The organism is Salinifilum ghardaiensis (assembly GCF_054491345.1).
On sequence record NZ_CM137101.1, the window covers coordinates 183,010 to 204,734 of the forward strand.

Annotated in this window: 22 protein-coding genes, 1 tRNA gene and 1 other RNA gene; 15 read left to right on the forward strand and 9 right to left on the reverse strand. The window is 72.3% G+C overall.

All coding sequences use genetic code 11. The features are described 5' to 3' along the window. Positions 1 to 31: 31 nt before the first annotated feature. Positions 32 to 2,368 (reverse strand): DNA polymerase III subunit gamma and tau, encoded by a 2,337-nt coding sequence (locus ACVGV0_RS00845; protein WP_459157932.1) that lies wholly within the window; start codon positions 2,366 to 2,368, stop codon positions 32 to 34. Between the two features lie 112 nt (positions 2,369 to 2,480). Further along, positions 2,481 to 2,574, reverse strand: an RNA gene (gene ffs, locus ACVGV0_RS00850) — signal recognition particle sRNA small type. 140 nt (positions 2,575 to 2,714) lie between these two features. Between ffs and ACVGV0_RS00855 the strand changes: the two genes are divergently transcribed. The 5 genes from ACVGV0_RS00855 (at position 2,715) to ACVGV0_RS00875 (ending at position 5,292) form a co-directional block, all read left to right on the forward strand. Continuing rightward, the gene (locus ACVGV0_RS00855) at positions 2,715 to 3,164 is read left to right on the forward strand and encodes a YbaB/EbfC family nucleoid-associated protein (protein WP_459157933.1); all 450 of its coding nucleotides are present in this window, start codon (positions 2,715 to 2,717) and stop codon (positions 3,162 to 3,164) included. Further along, complete coding sequence (locus ACVGV0_RS00860; RefSeq protein ID WP_459157934.1) at positions 3,164 to 3,505, forward strand: type VII secretion target; 342 nt, start codon at positions 3,164 to 3,166, stop codon at positions 3,503 to 3,505. Before ACVGV0_RS00855 ends, ACVGV0_RS00860 begins: the two co-directional genes overlap by 1 nt. Then, positions 3,498 to 4,433, forward strand: a complete 936-nt coding sequence (locus ACVGV0_RS00865) for a WXG100 family type VII secretion target (RefSeq protein WP_459157935.1) — start codon at positions 3,498 to 3,500, stop codon at positions 4,431 to 4,433. The genes ACVGV0_RS00860 and ACVGV0_RS00865 overlap by 8 nt, the downstream gene beginning before the upstream one ends. 59 nt (positions 4,434 to 4,492) lie before the next feature. Continuing rightward, the gene (locus tag ACVGV0_RS00870; protein ID WP_459157936.1) at positions 4,493 to 4,987 is read left to right on the forward strand and encodes a DUF6346 domain-containing protein; all 495 of its coding nucleotides are present in this window, start codon (positions 4,493 to 4,495) and stop codon (positions 4,985 to 4,987) included. 219 nt (positions 4,988 to 5,206) lie between these two features. Further along, positions 5,207 to 5,292, forward strand: a tRNA-Ser gene (locus ACVGV0_RS00875). Between the two features lie 157 nt (positions 5,293 to 5,449). On the opposite strand, the gene ACVGV0_RS00880 is transcribed toward ACVGV0_RS00875, so the two are convergent. Both ACVGV0_RS00880 and exaC read right to left on the reverse strand, forming a co-directional pair. Continuing rightward, complete coding sequence (locus tag ACVGV0_RS00880; RefSeq protein WP_459157937.1) at positions 5,450 to 5,827, reverse strand: DUF779 domain-containing protein; 378 nt, start codon at positions 5,825 to 5,827, stop codon at positions 5,450 to 5,452. Beyond that, a complete protein-coding gene (gene exaC / locus ACVGV0_RS00885) occupies positions 5,827 to 7,350 on the reverse strand; it encodes an acetaldehyde dehydrogenase ExaC (protein ID WP_459157938.1) in 1,524 nt (507 codons plus the stop codon). Before exaC ends, ACVGV0_RS00880 begins: the two co-directional genes overlap by 1 nt. A 270-nt stretch (positions 7,351 to 7,620) precedes the next feature. Here exaC and ACVGV0_RS00890 point away from each other — a divergent pair, with 270 nt between their 5' ends. Then, positions 7,621 to 9,117, forward strand: coding sequence for a GAF domain-containing protein (locus tag ACVGV0_RS00890; RefSeq protein WP_459157939.1), 1,497 nt, complete (start codon positions 7,621 to 7,623; stop codon positions 9,115 to 9,117). Between the two features lie 8 nt (positions 9,118 to 9,125). Here ACVGV0_RS00890 and ACVGV0_RS00895 read toward each other — a convergent pair whose 3' ends face one another. Beyond that, the gene (locus ACVGV0_RS00895) at positions 9,126 to 10,988 is read right to left on the reverse strand and encodes a S9 family peptidase (protein ID WP_459157940.1); all 1,863 of its coding nucleotides are present in this window, start codon (positions 10,986 to 10,988) and stop codon (positions 9,126 to 9,128) included. A gap of 145 nt (positions 10,989 to 11,133) precedes the next feature. Between ACVGV0_RS00895 and ACVGV0_RS00900 the strand changes: the two genes are divergently transcribed. The 7 genes from ACVGV0_RS00900 (at position 11,134) to ACVGV0_RS00930 (ending at position 15,819) form a co-directional block, all read left to right on the forward strand. Then, entirely contained in the window at positions 11,134 to 11,532 is a 399-nt protein-coding gene (locus ACVGV0_RS00900; protein WP_459157941.1) for a YbaB/EbfC family nucleoid-associated protein, read from the forward strand. Positions 11,533 to 11,551: 19 nt separating this feature from the next. Then, positions 11,552 to 12,151 (forward strand): recombination mediator RecR, encoded by a 600-nt coding sequence (gene recR / locus ACVGV0_RS00905; protein WP_459157942.1) that lies wholly within the window; start codon positions 11,552 to 11,554, stop codon positions 12,149 to 12,151. 202 nt (positions 12,152 to 12,353) lie between these two features. Further along, on the forward strand, positions 12,354 to 12,545 hold the full coding sequence (locus tag ACVGV0_RS00910) for a hypothetical protein (protein ID WP_459157943.1): 192 nt from the start codon (positions 12,354 to 12,356) through the stop codon (positions 12,543 to 12,545). 59 nt (positions 12,546 to 12,604) lie between these two features. Beyond that, complete coding sequence (locus tag ACVGV0_RS00915) at positions 12,605 to 13,501, forward strand: LysR family transcriptional regulator (RefSeq protein ID WP_459157944.1); 897 nt, start codon at positions 12,605 to 12,607, stop codon at positions 13,499 to 13,501. A gap of 210 nt (positions 13,502 to 13,711) precedes the next feature. After that, on the forward strand, positions 13,712 to 14,212 hold the full coding sequence (locus tag ACVGV0_RS00920; protein ID WP_459157945.1) for a winged helix-turn-helix transcriptional regulator: 501 nt from the start codon (positions 13,712 to 13,714) through the stop codon (positions 14,210 to 14,212). Between the two features lie 57 nt (positions 14,213 to 14,269). After that, complete coding sequence (locus tag ACVGV0_RS00925; RefSeq protein ID WP_459157946.1) at positions 14,270 to 14,767, forward strand: SRPBCC family protein; 498 nt, start codon at positions 14,270 to 14,272, stop codon at positions 14,765 to 14,767. Beyond that, a complete protein-coding gene (locus tag ACVGV0_RS00930) occupies positions 14,767 to 15,819 on the forward strand; it encodes an LLM class flavin-dependent oxidoreductase (RefSeq protein WP_459157947.1) in 1,053 nt (350 codons plus the stop codon). The genes ACVGV0_RS00925 and ACVGV0_RS00930 overlap by 1 nt, the downstream gene beginning before the upstream one ends. Before the next feature lie 165 nt (positions 15,820 to 15,984). On the opposite strand, the gene leuA is transcribed toward ACVGV0_RS00930, so the two are convergent. From leuA to ACVGV0_RS00945, 3 genes are all read right to left on the reverse strand, one after another. Next, a complete protein-coding gene (leuA, locus tag ACVGV0_RS00935; protein ID WP_459157948.1) occupies positions 15,985 to 17,775 on the reverse strand; it encodes a 2-isopropylmalate synthase in 1,791 nt (596 codons plus the stop codon). Between the two features lie 1,091 nt (positions 17,776 to 18,866). Further along, on the reverse strand, positions 18,867 to 19,247 hold the full coding sequence (locus ACVGV0_RS00940) for a hypothetical protein (RefSeq protein ID WP_459157949.1): 381 nt from the start codon (positions 19,245 to 19,247) through the stop codon (positions 18,867 to 18,869). Continuing rightward, positions 19,244 to 19,564: a zinc finger protein gene (locus tag ACVGV0_RS00945; RefSeq protein ID WP_459157950.1), complete on the reverse strand. Its 321-nt coding sequence runs from the start codon at positions 19,562 to 19,564 to the stop codon at positions 19,244 to 19,246. The genes ACVGV0_RS00940 and ACVGV0_RS00945 overlap by 4 nt, the downstream gene beginning before the upstream one ends. A 125-nt stretch (positions 19,565 to 19,689) precedes the next feature. Between ACVGV0_RS00945 and ACVGV0_RS00950 the strand changes: the two genes are divergently transcribed. Then, positions 19,690 to 20,538, forward strand: a complete 849-nt coding sequence (locus ACVGV0_RS00950; protein WP_459157951.1) for a helix-turn-helix domain-containing protein — start codon at positions 19,690 to 19,692, stop codon at positions 20,536 to 20,538. Next, complete coding sequence (locus ACVGV0_RS00955; protein ID WP_459157952.1) at positions 20,535 to 20,729, forward strand: DUF397 domain-containing protein; 195 nt, start codon at positions 20,535 to 20,537, stop codon at positions 20,727 to 20,729. The genes ACVGV0_RS00950 and ACVGV0_RS00955 overlap by 4 nt, the downstream gene beginning before the upstream one ends. 130 nt (positions 20,730 to 20,859) lie before the next feature. On the opposite strand, the gene ACVGV0_RS00960 is transcribed toward ACVGV0_RS00955, so the two are convergent. Continuing rightward, positions 20,860 to 21,723 (reverse strand): hypothetical protein, encoded by an 864-nt coding sequence (locus tag ACVGV0_RS00960; protein WP_459157953.1) that lies wholly within the window; start codon positions 21,721 to 21,723, stop codon positions 20,860 to 20,862. Between the last annotated feature and the right edge of the window lie 2 nt (positions 21,724 to 21,725).

Here is a 21,725-nt window from a genome sequence, read left to right on the forward strand (position 1 = left end):
GGACCGCGGAGTTGCCGGGCGGGAGCGCGGCTCACCGCGGGTCGTCCACGCGCTGCGCGCCGAGTTCCCGCGTGAACAGCTGCTCGGCGCGCTCGTCGGGGTCGACCGGAGCCGCCTCCGATCCGTCCACAGGGGACGATCCGCGCAGCGTCTCCGCGACGTCCTCCGGCACCTCGTCGGGCTCTTCCGGCGGCGGGGGGACGTCGTCCGGTTCGGGCTCGTCCGGCGGTTCGGGTGGGGGTGGCGCCGTGTCCGGCTCGGGCGGCGCGGGCACGGACGCGGCCGCGGAACGATCGGCATCGGCGGTGGAGGTCCGCGAGTCCCCCTCCTGCGGGGACTGCTGAGGTGCCGCCTGCCGTTCCGCCGGAGCGGGATCCGCGGACGTTCGCGGTGCCGCGCCGTCGTTCGCGGCAGGGGTGGGCGGTTCCGCGGACGCGGTGCGCGTTCCGGAGGCCGCGGGGCCCCGCTGCGCAGCGGAGGCGTCCTCAGTACCCGAGGCGCTGCCCGGTGCGCTCGCGGTGCCCGGCGCATTCGCGGTGCCCGGCGCATTCGCGGTGCCCGGTGCGCTCGCGGTGCTCTGCCGGCCGGGAGCGCTCTGCGGCTGCGCCGCGGAGCCGCCCTGCTTCGCACCGTTCGGCGGGGTCGCCGCCGAGCCCTCCTCGACGCAGTGGACCTCCCACTCGCCGCCGAGGACCTCCCGCAGCGCGTCGTGCACGAAGTCCAGCCGCCGCTGCTGGGCCAGTTGTTTGACCAGCGGCGCGGTCGGCATCGTCAGCACGAGCGTGCCCTGGGCGAGGTCGTGCACCTTGGCGTTGAGCAGCAGCGCCTGCGTGGGGCGGTTGCGCTGCGACACGGCGCGCAGCAGGTCCTCCCACACGCGGCGCACCACGGCGGCGTCGTAACCGCCGTTCGTGGCCGGTTCCGCCGGAGCGGGTTCGGCCGGGGTCGATTCCACCGGTGCCGATTCCGCCGGGGTCGCAGGTGGTTCCGGCGCCGGAGAACCCGCGTGCGGCGCGGTTCTGGACTCCGCCGGTGCGGACGCCTCCTCCGCGGGCGGAGCGCCGGAGGCCTTCGCGGGGGCCGCCGCTGCGGCGGCCGGTTCGTCCGCCGGGGGCTGCGGCGCGGACTCCCGCGCGGGCTCCGCCGCCGGCGCGGACGGGGCAGCGTGTTCCTGCTCCGCCGCGGTCGGTTCCCCCCGGACCGGGGCGATGGTCATGCGCCGCTCGACCCGTTCCAGCCGCTGCAGCAGGGCCGTGTCCGCATCGGACACGGCGGGCAGCAGCATCCGCGCGCACAGCAGTTCCAGCAGCAGCCGCGGGGCCGTCGCCCCGCGCATCTCGGACAGCCCGGTGTGCACGATGTCGGCGAACCGGGACAGCGTCGCGGCGCCGAGCTGTTCGGACTGGGTGCGCATCTTGGCGATCTCGTCCGGGCCGGCCTGCACGAGGCCGCGGTCGGCCGCGTCGGGAACCGAGTTGAGCAGCACCAGGTCGCGCAGCCGCCCGAGCAGGTCCGAGGCGAAGCGCCGCGGGTCGTGGCCGGCTTCGACGAGCCGGTCGATCGTGCCGTAGACCGTGGCCGAGTCGCCCGCCGCGAGCGCGTCCACCACGTCGTCGATCAGGGCGACGTCGGTGACGCCGAGCAGTGCGACGGCGCGGTCGTAGGTGATGCCGCGCTCGCTGGCACCGGCCAGCAGCTGGTCGAGCACGCTGAGCGTGTCCCGCGGCGAACCGCTGCCCGCCTGGATCGCCAGCGGGTAGACGGCCGGTTCCACGGCCACGCCCTCCTCGGCGCAGATGCGCTCGGCCAGTTCGCGCATCGTCGAGGGCGGCAGCAGCCGGAAGGGGTAGTGGTGGGTGCGCGACCGGATCGTGGTCAGCACCTTGTCCGGTTCCGTGGTGGCGAAGATGAACACGAGGTGTTCGGGGGGCTCCTCCACGATCTTCAGCAGGGCGTTGAAGCCCTGCGGGGTGACCATGTGGGCCTCGTCGATGACGAAGATGCGGTAGCGCGACTGGGCCGGCGCGTAGAAGGCGCGGTCGCGCAGCTCGCGCGTGTCGTCCACACCGCCGTGGCTGGCCGCGTCGAGCTCGACGACGTCGACGCTGCCGCCGCCCTCCGGGGCCAGGGCCGCGCAGGAGTCGCACTCGCCGCACGGATCGGGCGTGGGGCCCTGCGCGCAGTTCAGCGAGCGGGCGAGGATGCGCGCGCTCGTGGTCTTGCCGCACCCGCGGGGCCCGGAGAACAGGTAGGCGTGGTTGATCCGGCCCGAGGCCAGCGCGGTGCGCAGCGGTGCGGTGACGTGTTCCTGCCCGACGACCTCGGCGAAGGTCGCCGGCCGGTACTTGCGGTAAAGGGCGAGCGCCACGGTGGCAACCCTACGCGGTGGGACTGACGGTGCGGGTGCGACCTGGCGGGCCGGACGGCGAGCCGGCGGCGGTCGTCCGCGCCCCGCGCGCTCTCCGGAACGGCCCCGAACGCAAAGGGGACCTCGTGCACCCGCCAGAGCCCGCTTACCCTTGCTGCCTTCCGGCCCTGGGGGAGTTCGCAGGATGACGCCGCACGAGGTCCACGGACAGTGTAACGGGCCGACCGACGCCGCGGAAACGGGGGTGGCGAGCCGGGCAATCTCCCGGAAACCGGGGTGGTGTCCCCCGAGCGCGTGCCAGACTGCTCCGCGCACACGTGATCACCTGATGGAAGGAAGCAGACCCGTGACCGCACCTCGCGACCCGGACGCGATGCTCGCCGGGTTCCGGCAGCAGATCGAGGACAAGCTGCAGCGAGCCGACCAGCTGAAGCAGGCGGCCTCCGAGATCCGCGGCACCGCTTCCAGCGAGGACGGCGGTGTGACGGTCGCCGTGGACCAGGGCGGGTGCCTCACCCAGCTGGACCTCACCGACCGCGCCATGCGGCAACGCCCGGAGGAGCTCTCCGCAGCGATCCTCGACACCGTGCGGTCGGCGCAGAGCACGCTGACCGAGCAGATGCGCGCGGCCGTGGAGCCGCTGCTCGGCTCGGACGCGGAGACGCTGGAGGCCGTGCTGCAGGGCACCCGCGAGCGCTTCCCCGAGGAGTCCGCGCAGGCCCGGCCCTCCGCTGAGCCCGCAGCGGACGACGAGGACTTCAGCGGGGACAGCTGGCTCGAGGGCGGTGGTCGCTGATGGCGCAGGACGGTTTCGCGATCCACACCGACGAGATGCGCTCGCACGCGCAGCGCGTCCGCGGAGTCGCCGAGCGGATCGGCACGGCGAAAGACGCGGCGGGCGAGGTCTCGCTCAACGGCGGCGAGGCCTACGGCATCCTGTGCAGCCCGATCCTGATCCCGCTGATGGGGATGATCGAGACGATGGGCAGCGCGGCGATCGGCACGTCGCAGGCGGCCGTGGAGGGCACGGCCGCGGGGCTCGAAGCTGCGGCGGAGGAGTACGACTCCGTCGACGAAGAGGTCGTGGCATCGCTGGAGGCGATCCTGGAAGAACTGCGGGGGATCGGGCATGGCTGAGGGGAATCCGCTGGTCGAGCAGGTGGATCCGGTCGTCAGCGAGGAGGACGGCATCGCCGTCTACGACTTCGGTAAAGATGCGTGGGACGCCGCCGATCGCGGGGACTGGTGCGAAGCCGGGATCAACACCGGGGCCGCTGCGCTCGATGGAGCGATGGCCGTGGCAGATCCGTTCGGCACGCTGCTGTCCTCGGTGTTCGCCTGGATGATGGAGCACGTCTCGCCGCTGCCGGAGATGCTCGACGCGCTGGCCGGCGACCCGGACGTGGTGCAGTCGAACGCCAAGACCTGGGGCAACATCTCCCGGCACCTCTCCGACGCGGCCGCCGACATGCAGCAGGTCGTGCAGTCGGACACGGCCGAGTGGTCCGGGGCGGCCAGCGACGTCTACCGGAAGGTCGGCCTCGGGGAGGCGAAGCTGCTCGAGGGCGCGGGAACCGCGGCGGACGCCGTGGGCGCTGCCGTGTCCGGGGCTGGCGTGGCGGTGCAGATCGTGCGCACCATCGTGCGGGACCTCATCGCCTCGGCGATGTCGGACCTGGTGCAGTACCTCGGGCGCTCGGCGATCGCGGCCGGTGTGACGCTGGGCGCCGCGACGCCCCTGCTCGTCGCCGACGGCATCCGCGTGGTGGCGAAGTGGGCCAACCGGGTCTCCGAGTGGCTGGAGAAGATCGTCAAGAGCTTCCGGAACCTGGCGCAGATCGTCGAACGCGTGAAACCCGCGCTGTCCAAGGTCGACGAGGCGATGCAGCCGCTGAAGAGCGGGGGCGGCAAGCTTGTCTCTGGCGCGAACAGCGTGGGCAAGCCGCTGACGAACCTCTCGCGCACGGAAGAGGCCGTGTTCCACACGGTGCGGGACTCCGCGTCCGTGGGTGCTGGTTACGACGACCACGAGTACTCCACGGACGGGGAGAGCCAAACATCGTGACTGAGAAGGGGACGGAGCGGAACGCAGCTGAGTCGAAGCCGGGGTGCGCTGCAGGAGTCGTGAGCCTCGTGTTCTCGCTGGTTGGGGCCGTCATGCTCTTGAGCGGGCCTTTTGTGGTCATGCCGTGGTTCGGTGCGAACGCTGCAGGCGCCGAGGTGAGCAAGAAAGGAGCTGCGGAGGCGCAGCGATGCCGTTATTCGGTCCTGATCTCGGACTCCGAGGAGGATCCGGATCGGAACATCACCGGGCTCGGTTGGGTGTGCTGGGCGAAGGTGACCTGGGACAGCGGTGAGGTGCGGATGCGCGAGGTGAAGCAGTCCCAGCTGAAGCCGGCCGACATCGGGCAGTCGATCCGCGTTGTGGGGCGTGAAGTGAGCATCGACGAGGCGGGCGGGAGACGCACCGAAGTGTTTCGTGCTGACTACGAGCCTTCACCGATTCTGGCCGGCGCGGGACTGATCGCCTGCGTGGTGATCGGTCTTTCGCTGTCCCTGGCTTTCCCGAGCTATCTCCGGATGCTGTACAAGCACCGCAGGCGCGAGGGAGCGCGGTGACGGCGAGCGAGCGGGCTCCCGTCCGGGACCCTCCCGCCCCGGTGCGGGGTCGTTGCCCTCGGCCTCGCTCGGGCCGCTCGCGGCGTGCGCGCCGAGCTCCTCGGCGCGAGCTCCCCGCGCACCCCCGGCCTCGCCGCCGGTCGGCGGGGCACCGACGGCCCGAGTCCGGCGCCCGACCCCCTGACCGGCGGAAGGGGCGGCGCTGCTACGCTTCTGCGCGGAGGATTGGCCGAGCGGCCTAAGGCGCACGATTGGAAATCGTGTTGGGTTAACAGCCCTCACGGGTTCGAATCCCGTATCCTCCGCTCGGAACGGCCCCGGAGCTCGCGAGCTCCGGGGCCGTCGTGCGTTCGCGGCCAGCTGCTCCCGGGAGCGCCCGTGTCGGCGGGCCCCGCGGCTCGGTGCGCCGCGGGGCCGCGGCGAGCGCACCGACCGCCCGCCCCCACCGCGGATCACGCGGGCTCACACCGCCCGCCGGTACTCCTCGTCGGTCAGCAGCCGCGAGCGGATGACGAACCGGACCCCCTCCGGGGCTTCCAGCGAGAACCCGCTGCCGCGCCCGGGGACGAGGTCGATCGTCAGGTGGGTGTGCTTCCAGTACTCGAACTGCGCGCCGGACATCCACACCGGGATCGGCTCGTCGACCCCGGGCACGCCCAGGCTGCCCAGCAGCACGTCCGAGTCACCGGTGCGGAACTCCCCGCGCGGGTAGCACATGGGCGAGCTCCCGTCGCAGCACCCGCCGGACTGGTGGAACATCAACGGTCCGTGCTCCGACCGCAGGAAGCGGAGCATCTCCACCGCCTCGTCGGTCACGTCCACGCGCTCCGGTTCGGCCATCAGAACAGCCCCAGGGGATTCTCCGAGTAGCTCACCAGCAGGTTCTTCGTCTGCTGGTAGTGGTCCAGCATCATCTTGTGTGTCTCGCGGCCGATGCCGGACTGCTTGTAGCCGCCGAAGGCCGCGTGCGCAGGGTAGCTGTGGTAGTTGTTCACCCACACCCGACCGGCCTGGATGTCCCGGCCCGCGCGGTAGGCGGTGTTGCCGTTGCGGGACCACACGCCGGCGCCCAGGCCGTAGAGCGTGTCGTTGGCGATCTTCACCGCGTCGTCGTAGTCGTCGAAGCTCGCCACGGACACGACCGGTCCGAAGATCTCCTCCTGGAAGATCCGCTGCTTGTTGTGCCCCTCGAAGACCGTCGGCGCGACGTAGTAGCCGCCCGCGAGCTCGCCGCCCAGGTCGAGGCGCTCACCGCCGGTGCGGACCTTGGCGCCTTCCTGCTTGCCGATGTCGATGTAGGCCAGGACCTTCTCCAGCTGGTCGTTGCTGGCCTGCGCACCGATTTCCGTGCTCGTGTCCAGCGGGTTGCCCGGCTGGATGCGCTCGGTGCGCGCCACGGCGTCGGCGAGGAAGTCCTCGTAGACGGACGCCTGCACCAGCGCCCGGGACGGGCAGGTGCACACCTCGCCCTGGTTGAGGGCGAACAGCGCGAAGCCTTCGAGCGCCTTGGAGTAGAACGCGTCGTTCTTCGCGGCGACGTCGTCGAAGAAGATGTTCGGGCTCTTGCCGCCGAGCTCCACGGTGACCGGGGTGATGTTCTCGCTGGCGTACTGCAGGATCAGCCGGCCGGTGGTGGTCTCACCGGTGAAGGCGACCTTGGCGATCCGCGGGCTCGCCGCCAGCGGCTTGCCCGCCTCGGCACCGAACCCGTTGACGACGTTGAGCACGCCGGCCGGGACGAGGTCCGAGATCACCGAGAGCAGCACGTGGATCGACGCCGGGGTCTGCTCGGCGGGCTTGAGGATCACGGCGTTGCCGCCGGCGAGCGCCGGGGCGAGCTTCCAGATGGCCATGAGCAGCGGGAAGTTCCACGGGATGATCTGCCCGACGACGCCGAGCGGCTCCTGGAAGTGGTAGGCGACCGTGTCCTCGTCGATCTGCGAGATCGAGCCCTCCTGCGCGCGCAGGGCTCCGGCGAAGTAGCGGAAGTGGTCGACGGCCAGCGGCAGGTCGGCGGCCAGCGCCTCCCGCACAGGCTTGCCGTTCTCCCAGGTTTCGGCGACGGCCAGTTTCTCCAGGTTCTGCTCGATGCGGTCGGCGATCGCCAGCAGCGTGTTCGCGCGCTCGGTCGTCGAGGTCTTCGCCCACCGCGGCGCGGCGGCCTCGGCGGCCTCCAGCGCTCGGTCGACGTCCTCGCTCGTACCGCGGGCGACCTCGGTGAAGTTCTGCCCGGTGATCGGTGTGGGGTTGCTGAAGTAGCGGCCCTTGGCCGGGGGCACGTACTCGCCGCCGATGAAGTGGTCGTAGCGGGTGGCGTAGTCGACGATCGAACCGGTGGTGCCCGGTGCCGTGTACACCGTCATGGATGTGCCTCCTCGCGGGCATCGGCACGCCGCCGCGCGGCGACGTGTCGGCGTTCACATGTGGCGCACATCCTGCGAACACCTGCGTTGCATCCGCGTTGCATCGCGTGCGCTGCGCAAACGCGGCGCAGCGCGGTGGGGGTTGTTCGCGAGGTCGATCACGCGCATCCTTGACCGGATCAACGACGGCGATGTGGTCAGCTCCGCGATCGCGCTCCGCGCGATGGTTCGCGGCGAAGGGCGCGTTGATCGACCGAGGTGCGCGCGGCGATGCGAGGAACGGACCAGGGCGGCACGGGTGAGCGGCCGGGGCAGGGGCACCTGCTCCGGCAGGTGCACGACGACGTGCTGTCGGGCCGGCGCGCCGCCGCGCGGCCGCGCGATCTCGTCCACGCCTCGTGGCAGCGCTCCCTGGCCGCCGAGGTGGATCCGGACGCGGAGGAGCCCCCGGTCGCGCTGAACACCGATCAGCTCCTCGGCGTCCGCGACCGGCACCCGCTGTCGCGGAGCGTGCCGACGTTCCGGCAGATGCTGTTCGACTCGGTCGGCGACATGCCCTACATCATGATCGTCACCGACGAGCAGGGCACGATCCTGTGGCGCGAGGGGCATTCGCGGGTGTGCCGCGCCGCCGACCGGGTGCTGCTGTCCGAGGGCACGCGGTGGTCGGAGAACGTGATCGGCACGAACGCGATGGGCACGGCCCTGGCCACCGGGGACGCCGTGCAGATCCACTCGGCGGAGCACCTGGTGCGCACGTACCACGCGTGGACCTGCGCGGCCAGCCCGATCCGCGACCCGGAGACCGGGCGACTGCTCGGCGTGCTCGACATCAGCGGCCCCGCGCACACGGCCCACCCGGCGCTGCGGGCGCTGGTGACCGCGAGCGCGCGGCTGGCCGAAGGCCGAATCGAGCAGGACGTCCGGTTGCGCGACGAGCGCATCCGCGAGCGCCACCGGGACGTGCTGCGCGCGCAGCCCGGGGAGCCCGCGGCGCTGCTGAGCTCCACCGGCCGGGTGATCGAGTCCGGGCCCGGCGACCTCGCCCTGCCGGAGCGGGTGCTGCCGGACGGCTCCTCGGGGGCGGTGGTGCTGGCCGACGGCCGCGAGGCGGTGGTGGAGCCCCTCGACGAGGGGTACCTGCTGCGGGTGCCGCAGCGCAGCCGCAGGCAGGGCGGGGAACACCCCGTGCTGCGGCTGCGGCTGCTCGGGCGCGGTCGGCCGACCGCGGAGCTGGACGGACGCGCGGTCCCGCTGGGCATGCGGCACGCCGAGCTGCTGACCGCGCTGGCGGTGCGGCAGGACGGGGTCAACGCCGAACGGCTGGCGCTGCTGGTGCACGGCGAGCGCGGCAACCCGGTGACCGTGCGCGCCGAGATCCACCGGTTGCGCGCGCACCTCGGCGGCGACCTGGTGCGGACGAAGCCGTACCGGCTCGATGCCCAGGTGCGGGCGGACTTCCAGCAGGTGCGGGAGGCGCTGCGGCGCGGAGAGGTGCGGGAGGCGTTCGAGCTGCACGGAGCGGGGCTGCTGCCGGACTCCGAGGCCCCGGGCATCGTGGCCGAACGCGAGGACCTGGCGGTGGGCGTGCGCACGGCGGTGCTGCACAGCGAGGACCCGGACCTGCTGTGGGACTACGTCACCGGCGAGTCCGGTGCCGAGGACGTGGAGGCCCTGGAGCGGTTGCGGCGGCTGCTGCCGGCGGGCGACTGGCGCGGTGGCAGCGTGCGCGCGCGGCTCGCCCGGGCCGAGGGCGCCGAGGCCTGAAGCGGCGCTCACACCGCCAGGTGGCGGGCGAGGAAGTCCAGCGCGCGGGGGTAGGCGTCGAGCCGGTTGCCGCGCCGGGCCAGGCCGTGCCCCTCGTCGCCGTAGACGACGAGTTCGCACTCCACCCCGTTGCGGCGCACCGAGGTGGTGATCTGCTCGGCCTCGGACAGCGGCACGCGCGGATCGTTGGCCCCGTGCAGCACGAACAGCGGCGCGCGGATCTTCTCGGCGTGGTGCAGCGGTGAGATGGAGCGGAGGAACTCGGCGTCCTCGTGCGCTGATCCGTACTCGCGCTCCCGGTGCGCGCGCCGGTAGGGGGCGGTGTTCGCCAGGAACGTCAGCAGCGAGGAGATCCCGACGACGTCCACGCCCGCGGCCCAGAGCTCGGGTTGGAAGGCGAGGCCGGCGAGCACCATGTAGCCGCCGTAGGACCCGCCCCACAGCGCGGCGCGCCCGGGATCGCAGCCGAGCTGCGGCAGCCACGCGTGCACGTCGGCCAGGTCGTCCACAGCGGACATCCGCGCGCGCCCGTCGTCCGCGGAGTACCACTGCTTGCCGTAACCGGTGGAGCCCCGCACGTTCGGCAGGACGACGGTGTGACCGCGCGCGGCGAGCGCCTGCGCGATCGGGTTGAACGTCCGCACCGACTGCCCTTCCGGTCCACCGTGGACGATGACGACGGCGGAACCGCGCACGGCGGGGACCGCGGTTCCGGCGGTGCTGCCCCGGTACACCAGGCACGGGATGTGCAGGCCGTCGCGCGCCGGGACGCGGTGCTGCACCGGTTCGGCCAGCGCCGCCGCGCGCTCACCGGCCGAGTCGGTCAGCGCGCGGCAGCGCCCGGTCGCGGTGTCCACCAGCAGCACGTCCCCGGGGGACGACGCGGAGCTCCAGGACAGCGCGAACTGCCGCCCGTCCGGGGAGAACGCCGGCTCCGGCAGCGGGTGCGCGCACCACCCCGCGCCGGGCAGCTGCACGGCGCGCAGGAACCGCCCGTCGTCGGCGTCGTGCAGCGTCAGCCGCGAGGTGCCGCCGGCGTTGTCGTGCACCAGCAGCGTCGAGCCGTCCGGCGAGACCCAGCCGGTCAGGTCGTGCTCCGCGGCGGGGCCCGCCGCGGCGTCGGCGGCGCCGTCCGCGTCGGGCACGAGCCACCGGTGCTCGCCGCCGCGCGGGGCCGTCCGGGCGATGCCCGTGCGGTCGCGCCCGGCGTTCGAGGTCACCAGCAGCTCGCCGCTGCGGGTCCACCCCGGCCTGGTGTGCCGCGCGTGCTCGCGGGCACCGGTGACCGCGCGGAAGGTCCCGGCGGGTGCGGTGTCGACGAGCAGCAGCTGCTCGGACAGCGCGGGCTCGGCGGGCACGGTCACCGCCACGCGGCGGCCGTCCGGCGCGGCGGCCGCCTCGGCGACCATGCCGCCGCCGGCGTAGACGACGTGCTCCGCGCCGGTGTCGACCTCGTGCACGACCACGTCGAAGTCCACGCCGTTGCGCCGGTTCGTCGCGTACACCACGCGGCCGGGCAGCACGTCCACCAGCCGGTGCACGTACCGCGCGTCCCGCACCAGCGGTGCCAGGTCGCCGCTGGTGGCCGGCGGCGCGCCCGGTTCGACGGGCAGCAGCGACAGCTGCGTCCGCTCGTCCCCGTCGGCGTCGTGCTGCACGACCACGGCCCGCCGGTCGGGCAGGTAGCGGCCGGTGACGGCTCCGGGCAGCGCGGTCAACCGCCGGGACGCGGCGGCCCCGCCGCCCGCGTCGATCTCGACGAGCTGCACCGACCCGGACTCGTCCGACCCGGCCAGCACCCGGCCAGCCGCGTCGAGGTCGAGGGCGCGCCGGCTGACCAGGCGCAGCAGCTCCGCGATGTCCAGGGGCATGCGATCACCATGGCACGGGCGAGGCGGTCTGCGAAGGACGCGCGCGTGCGCGGCGGGTGCCGTGCGGGTGGCCCTTCCCGGCTACGCTGGAGGCGTAGCCGCGCGGACACCGCTTCGCGCCAGCGGACTCGGCGAGGAGGACCAAGTGCAACCTGGAGCGGGGCAGCCCGGAGGGACGTCGGGCGGTCAGCCCAACATGCAGGAGATCCTGCAGCAGGCGCAGGAGATGCAGCAGAAGCTGATGAGCGCGCAGCAGGAGCTCGCGGACGCGGAGGTGACCGGCAGCGCGGGCGGTGGCCTGATCCAGGCCGTGGTCAACGGCACCGGTGAGCTGCAGTCGATGACGATCGACCCGAAGGCTGTCGACCCGGAGGACACCGAGACCCTCTCGGACATGGTCGTGGCGGCGGTGCGCGACGCCAACCGGTCCGCGCAGGAGATGCAGGCCGAGAAGATGGGACCGCTGGCCGGTGGCCTCGGCGGTCAGGGCGGTGGCCAGGGCCCGGCCGACCTGGGTGGTCTGGGACTGCCCGGCCTGGGCTGAGAGGTGAGGCGAGACAGCCGTGTACGAGGGGCCCGTCCAGGACTTGATCGACGAGCTCGGCAGGTTGCCGGGGGTCGGTCCGAAGAGCGCGCAGCGCATCGCCTTCCACCTGCTCGCGTCGGAACCGGCGGATGTGAACCGCCTGCAGGAGGCGCTGCAGAAGGTCTCCGACGGGGTGCAGTTCTGCGAGGTGTGCGGCAACGTCTCCGAGCAGGAGCGCTGCCGCATCTGCCAGGACGCGCGCCGCGATCCGGCGCTGGTGTGCGTCGTGGAGGAGCCGAAGGACGTGCTGGCGGTCGAGCGGACCGGTGAGTTCCGCGGCCGCTACCACGTGCTCGGCGGTGCGCTGGACCCGTTGTCCGGCGTCGGCCCGGACCAGCTGCGGGTGCGCGAACTGATGCGGCGCATCGGCGCGGACGGGATCACCGAGGTGATCATCGCGACCGATCCGAACACCGAGGGCGAGGCCACGGCGACCTACCTGACGCGGATGCTCAAGGAGTTCCCGGGCCTGAACGTCACCCGGCTGGCCTCCGGGCTGCCGATGGGTGGCGACCTGGAGTTCGCCGACGAGCTTACCCTGGGGCGCGCGCTGTCCGGTCGGCGCGACGCCAGCTGAGGTCACCGGTGCGGCCCGGGCGGTCCGCGGCGCCCGGGCCGCGCGGTGCGCCGGTGCCGGGGCGGTGGGGCGCGGCGTTTACCCTGGGGACCGGTCGGCTCAGGTGCGGTTCGACGGCGGTTGGGTGCGCGGACACCCGCGCGCACCGGCGCGGTGTCGTCCCCGGGGCCGTGCGCGGAACCCAGTCGGAGGCAGTGGAGACGTGAGTTACAGCGGTGCGCCCCGGTGCACGAACTGCGACAACCGGGCGATTCTGGACCGGCGGACCGCGGAGCGCCTGACTGCCGAGTCCGCCGGGCTGCTCGTGGGCTACGAGTGCCCCGCGGGCTACGGGGTGCACGTCTGGAACCCGGACTTCGAGCGGCTCATGGTCCCCGGGGTGGACTCGCCCTGACCCGGTGCGGCCGGGTTGTCAGCACGGACGCCCCTGCGCACCCCCGTTAGCATTCCCGCATGGACGTTCAGCGGTTGCGCCTGCTGCGCGAGTTCGCGGACCGCGGCACGGTGCACGCGGTGGCGCAGGCGCTGTCGTACACGCCGTCGGCCGTGTCGCAGCAGCTGCGCGCCCTGCAGGCGGAGGCGGGGGTGCAGCTGACGGAGGCGGCGGGCCGCGGGCTGCGGCTCACCGACGCGGGGCGGGCGCTGGCCGCGCGGGCCGACGACGTGCTGGCCGCGCTGGACGCGGCCGAGGCGGAGATGGACGCCTACCGCCGCACCCCGCGCGGGACCGTGCGCGTGGCGGCCTTCCCCTCCGGAGCGGCGCTGCTGTTCCCCGGGCTGCTGCGGCGCCTCGCGGAGTACCCGCAGGTGCGGGTGGAGTGCCGGGATCTGGAGAGCTCGCCGTCGGTGCTGGCGGGGCTCGTGGCGGACTTCGACCTGGTGGTGACGCACCGCGACGACCACGCCGCGCCGTTCGACGAGGCGCGGTGGGACGTGGCGCCGCTGCTGCGCGAGCCGCTGGACGTGGCGCTGCCGCCGGAGCACCCGCTGGTGCGGCGGGAGCGCGTGGCCCCCGGGGAGCTGGCCGGTGAGTCGTGGATCAGCGTGGACGTGGGGTTCCCGGTGGACGACGTGCTGCGGTCGCTGGCGGTGCGCACCGGGGTGCGTCCGCACGTGGTGCAGCGCGTCAACGATTTCCGCGTGATCGAGCGGCTCGTGACCGACGGGCACGGCATCGCCCTGCTCCCGCGGTACACGGTGGACCGGTCCGCGGTGGTGCTGCGGCCGCTGGCCGGCGTGCGCGCGGGGCGTCAGCTGGAGGTGGTCTCGCGTCGCGGTGCCGTGCAGCGCGCCGCCGTGCGCCCCGTGCTGCAGGAGCTCTCCGCCGAGGCCGCCGCGATCGCCACCTGACGAGCGGAGCGCGGTCGGAGGCGGCGGCCAGCCGGGGAGCGCGGCCACCTGCCGCGACGCGGCGCAGCCCGACGCGGGGCGGCGAGGTGCGCGGCGTGCCGGGCCCGGCCGGGGTGGCGGGCGCTCCTCGAGGAACGTCCACCGCCCGCGCGCCGGCCCGGGGTGCGCAGCTCGCCGGCGCGTCCGGCCGCCGTCCCTACCCTGAAGGGCATGAAGCGGACGTCATTTGCGGGGTGGCCCTGCTCGATCGCGCGCACGATGGACCTGCTGGGCGACTGGTGGACGCCGCTGGTGCTGCGCGAGTGCTTCTACGGCCTGCGCCGGTTCGACGAGTTCCAGCGGGAGCTGGGCATCGCCCGCAACACGCTGACCGAGCGGCTGCGGCGCCTGGTCGACGAGGGGCTGCTCGACAAGCGCGCCTACCAGCACGAACCGGTGCGGCACGAGTACGTGCTCACGGACAAGGGCGAGGACTTCTTCGGCGTGCTGGCGGCCATGGCCCGCTGGGGGGACCGGTGGTTGGCCGGGGACGAGGGCCCGCCTGTGGTGCTGCACCACAGCTGCGGCAGCGAGACCAGTGCGGAGGTGGTCTGCGCCTCCTGCGGTGAGCCGCTGCGCGCCGAGGACACCGAGCAGCGGATGGGCCCGGGGTACCCGCCGGCGCTGGCCGAGCGCCCCCAGGTGCGGTGGCGCTTCGGGGAGCAGTCTTGACACTGTCGAGTCTCGTAGAACAACTTAGGAGGTCAAAGCGACTTCGAGAGGTGGATCATGGAAGAACCCCGCTACGCAGACGCGCCGGGGGTCGAGGTGGCGCGGTGGATCGCCGCGACACCGGAGCGCGTGTGGGAGCTGATCAGCGACGTGCGGCGGATGCCGGAGCTCAGCGATGAGCTCCAGGAGGCCGAGTGGCTCGGAGCGGGCGGCCCCGCCGTCGGCGCGACGTTCCGCGGGCGCAGCCGGCACTCCGCGCTCGGCGAATGGAGCACGACCTCCCACGTCGTCGAGTGCGAAGCCGGGCGGGTCTTCGCCTGGGCCGTGGAGGACCCCGACGCGCCCGCGGCGAGCTGGCGGTTCCACCTCGAACCGGTGGACGGCGGCACGCGGCTGACCCAGCGGGCCCAGCTCGGCCCGGGGCGTTCCGGGCTGTCCCTGGCGATCGACCGCACGCCGGAGAAGGAGACCAAGATCGTCGCCGGCCGGTTGCGGGAGTTCGAGCAGTACATGACCGACACGCTCGCCCGGGTCGCGGCGCTGGTGGAGGCGTGATGCGCACGGCCACGACGGTCGAAGCCTCCGCGGCCGAGGACTGGGACGAGACCACCCGCTTCGTCGCCGAAGCGGAGAAGCTCGGCCTCGACATCTGCTGGGTCGCCGAATCGTGGGGCTCGGACGCGCCTTCCGCGCTCGGCCACTACGCCGCCCGCACCGAGCGGATGCTGCTCGGGTCGGGCGTGCTGCAGCTGGGCACCCGCACGCCGGTCGCCCTCGCGCAGACCGCGATCACCCTGTCCAACCTCTCCGGGGGGCGGTTCCTGCTCGGCCTCGGCACCTCCGGTCCGCAGGTCATCGAGGGCCTGCACGGAACGCCGTTCGCGCGCCCGGCCACCCGCACGCGCGAAACCGTCGAGATCGTCCGGCAGGCGTTGCGCGGGGAGAAGATGAACTACGCGGGTCGCGCGTTCACCGTTCCACTGCCCGGCGAGTCCAAACCCATGCGGCTGTCGGCACGGCCGCGGCACGACATCCCGATCTACCTCGCCGCGCTCTCGCCGAACATGCTGCGGCTGACCGGGCGGATCGCGGACGGTTGGCTGGGCACGAGCTTCGTCCCCGAGGGCGCCGAGGCCTACTTCGAGCACCTCGACGGGGGCTTGGCCGAGGCGGGCCGCACCCGTGCCGACCTCGACGTCTGCCAGGGCGCCGAGGTCGCCTTCGCCCCGGACGGGGCGGCGCTGCCGGCGATGCTCGCCCGGCGCAAGAAGGGCCTGGCGTTCAGCCTCGGCGGCATGGGCACGGCGAGCACGAACTTCTACCACCGCGCCTACGCCCGCCAGGGCTGGGCCGAGGTCGCCGCCGAGGTGCACCGGCGTTGGCAGGCCGGCGACCGAGAAGGCGCGGCGGAACTCGTCACCGACGACATGGTGCTGGCCACCACCCTCATCGGCACCGAGGACGGGGTGCGGGAGCGCCTGCGGGCGTGGCGGGATGCCGGTGTGGACACCGTCCGCCTCTACCCGGCCGGTGACACGACGCACGAGAAGCTCGACACCCTCGGCCGTGCCATCGACCTCGTCCGCCGGATCGACGGCGAGTCCTGAGCGGCCAGGACACCGCTCCGCCGTCGGCAGGACCGAGCCGAGCACCGGCAGGGGAGGGCGTTCCTCGGGGAACGTCGGCGACGCTTCCCGAGGAACGCCCACCACCCCTCCGCGGCAGGGCGGGCGCGGGGACCACCCGCGCCCGGCTTCACCCCGCGGTGGGACTCACCGCTGCGAGCGGTTCACCGCGGACACGACGGCCCGCAGCGAGGCCGCGACGGTCGAGGCGTCGATGCCCACGCCCCAGTGGACCTCGCCGTCGATGGAGCACTCCAGGTACGCCGCGGCGCGCGCGTCGTCCCCGGCGGTCATCGCGTGCTGGTGGTAGTCCATGACGCGCACGTCGTAGCCGATCGTCGACAGCGCGTCCACGAACGCCGAGACCGGGCCGTTGCCGGTGCCGGTGATCTCGCGCTCGGCGCCGTCCACGAGCACCGTCGCGCTGATCGACTCCTCGCCGCCGTCACCGGATACCTGCTGGCGCACGACGCTCAGCGGGTGCTGCTCCGGCAGGTACTCCTCGGAGAACACCTGCCACATCTCCTCCGGGGCGACCTCGCCGCCCCCGCCGTCGGTGCGCTGCTGCACCGCCTTGGAGAACTCGATCTGCAGCTTGCGCGGCAGGTCCAGCTGGTGCTCGGTCTTCATCACGTAGGCGACGCCGCCCTTGCCGGACTGCGAGTTGACCCGGATGACCGCCTCGTAGTTGCGGCCCACGTCCTTCGGGTCGATCGGCAGGTACGGCACCTCCCACGGGTAGTCCTCGAAGGGGCCGCCCTCGTCCTCCGCGTCCTTGCGCAGCGCATCCAGGCCCTTGTTGATCGCGTCCTGGTGGCTGCCGGAGAACGCGGTGTAGACCAGCTCGCCGCCCCACGGGTGGCGCTCGTGCACGGGCAGCTGGTTGCAGTGCTCGACGGTGCGCTTGACGTAGTCGATGTCGGAGAAGTCGATCTGCGGGTCCACGCCCTGGCTGAACAGGTTCATGCCCAGCGCGACCAGGTCGACGTTGCCGGTGCGCTCGCCGTTGCCGAACAGGCAGCCCTCGATGCGGTCGCCGCCGGCCTGGTAGCCGAGCTCGGCCGCGGCGATGGCCGTGCCCCGGTCGTTGTGCGGGTGCAGCGACAGGATGATCGAGTCGCGCCGCGCCAGGTTGCGGTGCATCCACTCGATCGAGTCGGCGTAGACGTTCGGCGTGGCCATCTCGACCGTGGCTGGCAGGTTGATGATCATCGGCCGTTCCGGTGTCGGCTGGATGATCTCCGAGACCGCGTCGCTGATCTCCACGGCGAAGTCGAGCTCGGTGCCGGTGTAGGACTCCGGCGAGTACTGGAAGCGGAAGTCGGTGTCCGGGTACTTCGCCGCGTACTCCTTGACCAGCTCGGCGGCGGACGTGGCGATCTTCTTGATGCCCTCGCGCTCCTCGCCGAACACGACGCGGCGCTGGGCGATCGAGGTGGAGTTGTAGAAGTGCACGACCGCCTGCGGCGCGCCCTCCAGCGCTGCGAACGTGCGCTCGATCAGGTCGGCGCGGCACTGGGTCAGCACCTGGACGCGCACGTCACCCGGGATCGCGTCGTCCTCGATGATCTCGCGGATGAAGTCGTAGTCGGTCTGGCTCGCGGCGGGGAACCCGACCTCGATCTCCTTGTAGCCCATGGCCACGAGCAGGTCGAACATGCGGCGCTTGCGCGCGGGCGACATCGGGTCGATCAGCGCCTGGTTGCCGTCGCGCAGGTCCACCGCGCACCACAGCGGCGCCCGGGTGATGCGCTGGTCCGGCCAGGTGCGGTCGGGCAGCGAGATGTCCTCGACCAGTTCGGAGAACGGCCGGTAGCGGTGCACCGGCATCGAGCTGCCGCGCTGCGGGTTCCACGCGGGCTGGTCGGCCGGTGCGGGCTTGGCGGGCGTGCTGATGCGTCCGGAGGTCGGGGACTGCGGCTGTTCCGGGAAGGTCATCGGAAAGGAAGCTCCTGCTCTGCGTTGCCGGTTCGGAACGACCGGCGCGTTGGTTCCCCGCGACGAGGGGCCGGTCTCAGTGGACCCCGTCGCGGCGAATAAGCAGGAGGAAGCGCGCCATGGTGCTCAAGAGTAACCACACGCCGCGCCCGCTTGGCAAACCCGTCTTCTCGCATTCTGGGAAGGCGCTGGTGGAGAGGAAGGGGTGATCACCCGTGCGGAGGGCACCGCGCCGGCGGGTCACAGCCGGTGCAGTCCGGCGAGGACACGTTCCAGCAGTGCGCGGTCGAACGGCATCTCCGGAGGTGGTTCCGTGTCTGTGCGCTGCGCGGACGGTGCTTTCGCGGGCGCGTGCGGGCGCACGCGCGCGCGGTGGGGCGTGTTCGCGGCGGCGGCCGCGGTGGTGCGGGTGCCCGCCGGGGCCGCGGTGGCCGGTGCTGCTGCGGCGCGGTGCGCGGTGGCGGAGGTGTTCCGGTTGGTGGGACGCGGGGCGCCCTCGTGCGCCGCGCCGCGGGGTGCCGGCCCGGGCGGTGACGGTGTGGCCGGTGCCGGGGCGGGCGGCGCCAGCGTGGGCGGTGTCGAGGCGGACGGTATCGGGGCGGGCGATGCCGGAGCGGCCGGGGCCGGGGCCGGCGGCGTCGAGACGGGTGGTGCTGGCCAGGCTCCGGTGCCGGGGTGGCGGCTCGGGCGGCCGGGCCGTCCGAGCGGCTGGTGCGCGGTGCGGCGGAGTGGCGGCTCCGACGCTCCCGGCCAGCGGTGCTGCTCGTGCTCGGCTCGCTGCGCCGCGGCCGGTGCGGGCGTGGCCGGAGGGTGCTGCGGGAGTCGTACCGGAGGGATCTGGGGAGAGTGCTGCGCGGTTCGGGCGAGTCCGGGCGCGCTGGCGCGTGGGCGCTCGGACTCGCCCGTTCGTGGGCGCTCGGACTCGCTGCTGCGCTGCCGTGCGCTGAAGGGGCGGTGCCTGGTGTGCCGGGCGTGTCGTGCCCGCGGGCGTTGCGGGGTGGCCAGGCCCAGGAGCGCGGGCATGCGCAGCAGTGTCGACAGGCCGGCGCCGAGGACGAGGCCGAGGTGCAGGCTCGGTTCGAGCAGCGGTGTCAGCACGGGGCGCCTCCCGGGGTGTGCGGAGTTCGCGGCAGCTGGTGCGGTGCGGGCGGGGTTGGTTGCGCGCCGGGGGCGGTCGCGGTGCGCGGCGCTGCTGCAGTGCGTGCCGTCGCCGCGGTGTGCGGCGCCGTTTCGGGAGCTGCGTCCGGTTCCGCGTCTGCGCTGGTCGGTGCGCTGGTTGGTGCGGTGGTCTCGCCGGTGGGGGTGATCTCGTGGGAGTACTCGTCGAGGGCGGCGGCGAGTTCGGTGAGGGCGTGGGCCGTGTCGCGGCAGCACTCGGGGGTGTAGCGGTCGCCGCCGATTTCGAAGGCCGCCTCGTCCAGCAGCCACTGCCCGCGGCGCAGCAGTACTGCCATGGCCGTGCGTCGGCTCATGCGCCACCTCCCGTGTTGTGCTCGCTGCTCGTGCTGGGCCGGGTACGGCTCTGCGCGGGTGCGTGTTCCTCGCGGGCGCTGCGGTCGGGCGTGCGCGTGGTGCGTGCGGGCACGCCGGCGAGTGGGCGGACGCGTTCGTCGCAGTCGAAGCAGGTCGGCCAGAACCAGGCCACCTCGCCGGTGGCCGTGGTCAGCTGCCGGCCGCACAGGGTCGTCACCGACATGTCCGGCGGGAATTCCCGTCCCGGCGGCGGCACGTCGTCCCGGCTGGCGTGCCGGTGCCCCTCGGCAGGCACCCACGTGAACGGATAGGGCATCGCAAGGCTCCTGAGCTTGTTACCAGAGTTATTTGATTACTGGTAATCATCGATTACCGGTAACAAACCAGCAATACCGCTATCGAGTGTTGTCTGGTAACCGGACGCTGCTTACGCTGTGTTTCATGGCTGGTAACGGTGAACACCCGCCGAAGGCCCGTGCGCTCGGCGCTGAGCTGCGAGAATGTCGGGTTGCGGCGGGTGTTAAGCAACGCGAGCTGGCAAAGCAGCTCGACGTGAGCTACGTGACGATCTCGCGTTACGAGACGGGTGCGCGCACGCCCAAGCCGGAGGATGTCGCGCAGGTACTCGCGACCCTCGGCGTGGTGGGGTCCAAGTACGACGAACTCGTTGACATGGCACGTGATGCCGACCAGCCCAACTGGCTCGATACCGGGCACACCGGCATTCGACGCGAGCTGACCACCCTGATCGAGTTCGAGCGCTCCGCGCAGCGGATCACGGATACGGCCACGAGCGTTGTTCCCGGCCTGTTGCAGACATCGGACTACGCGCGGGCTGTGCTCGGCGAGAGCAGCAGTGACGTCGACGCGCGGGTTGCGATGCGCGTCGGTCGTCGGGATGTGTTGGTGCGTCGAGACGCCCCCGAGTTTGCGGCGATCATCTGGGAACCAGCGTTGCGAGAACCTCTCGGCGGGTACCGGACGATGGCTGACCAACTGCATCACATCCTGTGGATGGCAGAACGGCCGAACATCACCGTCTGCGTCCTCCCTGCAGGAAGCATGCGGTGGCACCCTGCGCACGCAGGGGCCTTCATCTTGTTCGAGTTCCCGAAGTCAGCGCCGATCGTGCATGTCGAGCACTTCAATTCGTCGGCCTTCCTGCACAGGGAGAAGGAAGTCGCCGGATATCAAACGGCGGCGTCTACCCTGCGAGAGTCGGCGATGTCCCCGGAAGACTCAGCCGGGCTCATCGCCAAGTTGAAGGACGAGATGGAGGGGCAGGCATGACGGTGCACGCTGAAAGTTGGCGCAAGTCGACTTACTCGCAGCAACAGACTTCGTGCGTCGAAGTCGGTCGCATCGTTGGCGGCGCGGCCGTGCGGGACACGAAGGATCGGGGCGCTGGCTACATCACGGTGGGCACGGCGCAGTGGTCGAACTTCTTAGCTTCGTTGAAGTCGGGGACGTTCGACCGCTGAGCGGTAGTGCCGCGGGCCGTGCTCACGGGTCCGGTGGGCATGGCCCGTCCCGTCCGCTCGATGCGCCCCGACGTGCGCGCGAACCCGCGAGCGCACGTCGCCCCAAGCACGCGCCCGCGCGGACCGGGGGCTATTCGGGGAAGTCGGCCCGGCGGATGCGCTCGACACTGCGCTCGGTTCCCAGCTCCGACCGCGCCCCCGGATGATCCAGGTAGTACACCAGCGCGTGGTAGGCCAACGCCGGGTCGACGGAGAGGAAGGCTCCCGATATTCGTAGAACGTTGCCCTTCTTGATGGAGGTGGAGGAAGCTCGGCTCGAATCGACCCCCATAGCAATATCGGGCGAATCTCCGCACGAAGGGAAGATGTGGGCCAGAGCATCCCAAGGTGCCGATTCTTCAGGTCCCAGTGACTTGTAGGCGACTCCAGTGGGCGTGAGTCGCAGGGACCCCTGTGCGGTGGGTTCTCGCTGCGTCCGCCAGAGGAACCAGATGATCCCCGCGACGAACGCGGTCGAAAGAAGGGTCTGGAAAATTACCCATCCGCCCGTGTCGCCACCGAAGAGCACTAAGCCCCAGGACATCAAGGCGATGAAGCCGAAGCCGAGCAATCCCGCGGAAAGTGCTGCGACGACCACTGCCCACACGCCGCGTGAGTTCGGGACGACTGTGGCTGAGCCGTGCTCGGTCTGACTGATGTGGACGGCTGCAACACTGCGTCGACGCACGCGCAGACGCAGCAGTGCCGTCCCCGACGAAAGGGCTATCGCGAATATTCCCCCGGATAGCAGGATGATGGTGGAACCATCGATGGCGCCGGTGCCAACCTGGGCAACCCCCACTATCCCGGCGGCCAAACCAAAAATCCCAAACGCAATGACAACTGCCGTTGGCTTAACTCCACCCGGTGCGTCCCACTCGGACGGCCACGGAGGAAGTTCTGCTTCCTCCCCGCTTGTTTGCGCCATTGGCTTGTACTCCTCACGCACGAGCACGG

Excerpts from the sequence above, each read along its gene's own strand:
- ACVGV0_RS00860 (WP_459157934.1), top strand. The coding sequence starts at position 3,164 with ATGGCGCAGGACGGTTTCGCGATCCACACCGACGAGATGCGCTCGCAC.
- ACVGV0_RS00865 (WP_459157935.1), top strand. The coding sequence starts at position 3,498 with ATGGCTGAGGGGAATCCGCTGGTCGAGCAGGTGGATCCGGTCGTCAGC.
- ACVGV0_RS00880 (WP_459157937.1), bottom strand. The coding sequence starts at position 5,827 with ATGGCCGAACCGGAGCGCGTGGACGTGACCGACGAGGCGGTGGAGATG.
- exaC (WP_459157938.1), bottom strand. The coding sequence starts at position 7,350 with ATGACGGTGTACACGGCACCGGGCACCACCGGTTCGATCGTCGACTAC.
- ACVGV0_RS00890 (WP_459157939.1), top strand. The coding sequence starts at position 7,621 with ATGCGAGGAACGGACCAGGGCGGCACGGGTGAGCGGCCGGGGCAGGGG.
- ACVGV0_RS00895 (WP_459157940.1), bottom strand. The coding sequence starts at position 10,988 with ATGCCCCTGGACATCGCGGAGCTGCTGCGCCTGGTCAGCCGGCGCGCC.
- ACVGV0_RS00915 (WP_459157944.1), top strand. The coding sequence starts at position 12,605 with ATGGACGTTCAGCGGTTGCGCCTGCTGCGCGAGTTCGCGGACCGCGGC.
- ACVGV0_RS00920 (WP_459157945.1), top strand. The coding sequence starts at position 13,712 with ATGAAGCGGACGTCATTTGCGGGGTGGCCCTGCTCGATCGCGCGCACG.
- ACVGV0_RS00925 (WP_459157946.1), top strand. The coding sequence starts at position 14,270 with ATGGAAGAACCCCGCTACGCAGACGCGCCGGGGGTCGAGGTGGCGCGG.
- ACVGV0_RS00930 (WP_459157947.1), top strand. The coding sequence starts at position 14,767 with ATGCGCACGGCCACGACGGTCGAAGCCTCCGCGGCCGAGGACTGGGAC.
- leuA (WP_459157948.1), bottom strand. The coding sequence starts at position 17,775 with ATGACCTTCCCGGAACAGCCGCAGTCCCCGACCTCCGGACGCATCAGC.
- ACVGV0_RS00940 (WP_459157949.1), bottom strand. The coding sequence starts at position 19,247 with ATGAGCCGACGCACGGCCATGGCAGTACTGCTGCGCCGCGGGCAGTGG.
- ACVGV0_RS00945 (WP_459157950.1), bottom strand. The coding sequence starts at position 19,564 with ATGCCCTATCCGTTCACGTGGGTGCCTGCCGAGGGGCACCGGCACGCC.
- ACVGV0_RS00950 (WP_459157951.1), top strand. The coding sequence starts at position 19,690 with ATGGCTGGTAACGGTGAACACCCGCCGAAGGCCCGTGCGCTCGGCGCT.
- ACVGV0_RS00955 (WP_459157952.1), top strand. The coding sequence starts at position 20,535 with ATGACGGTGCACGCTGAAAGTTGGCGCAAGTCGACTTACTCGCAGCAA.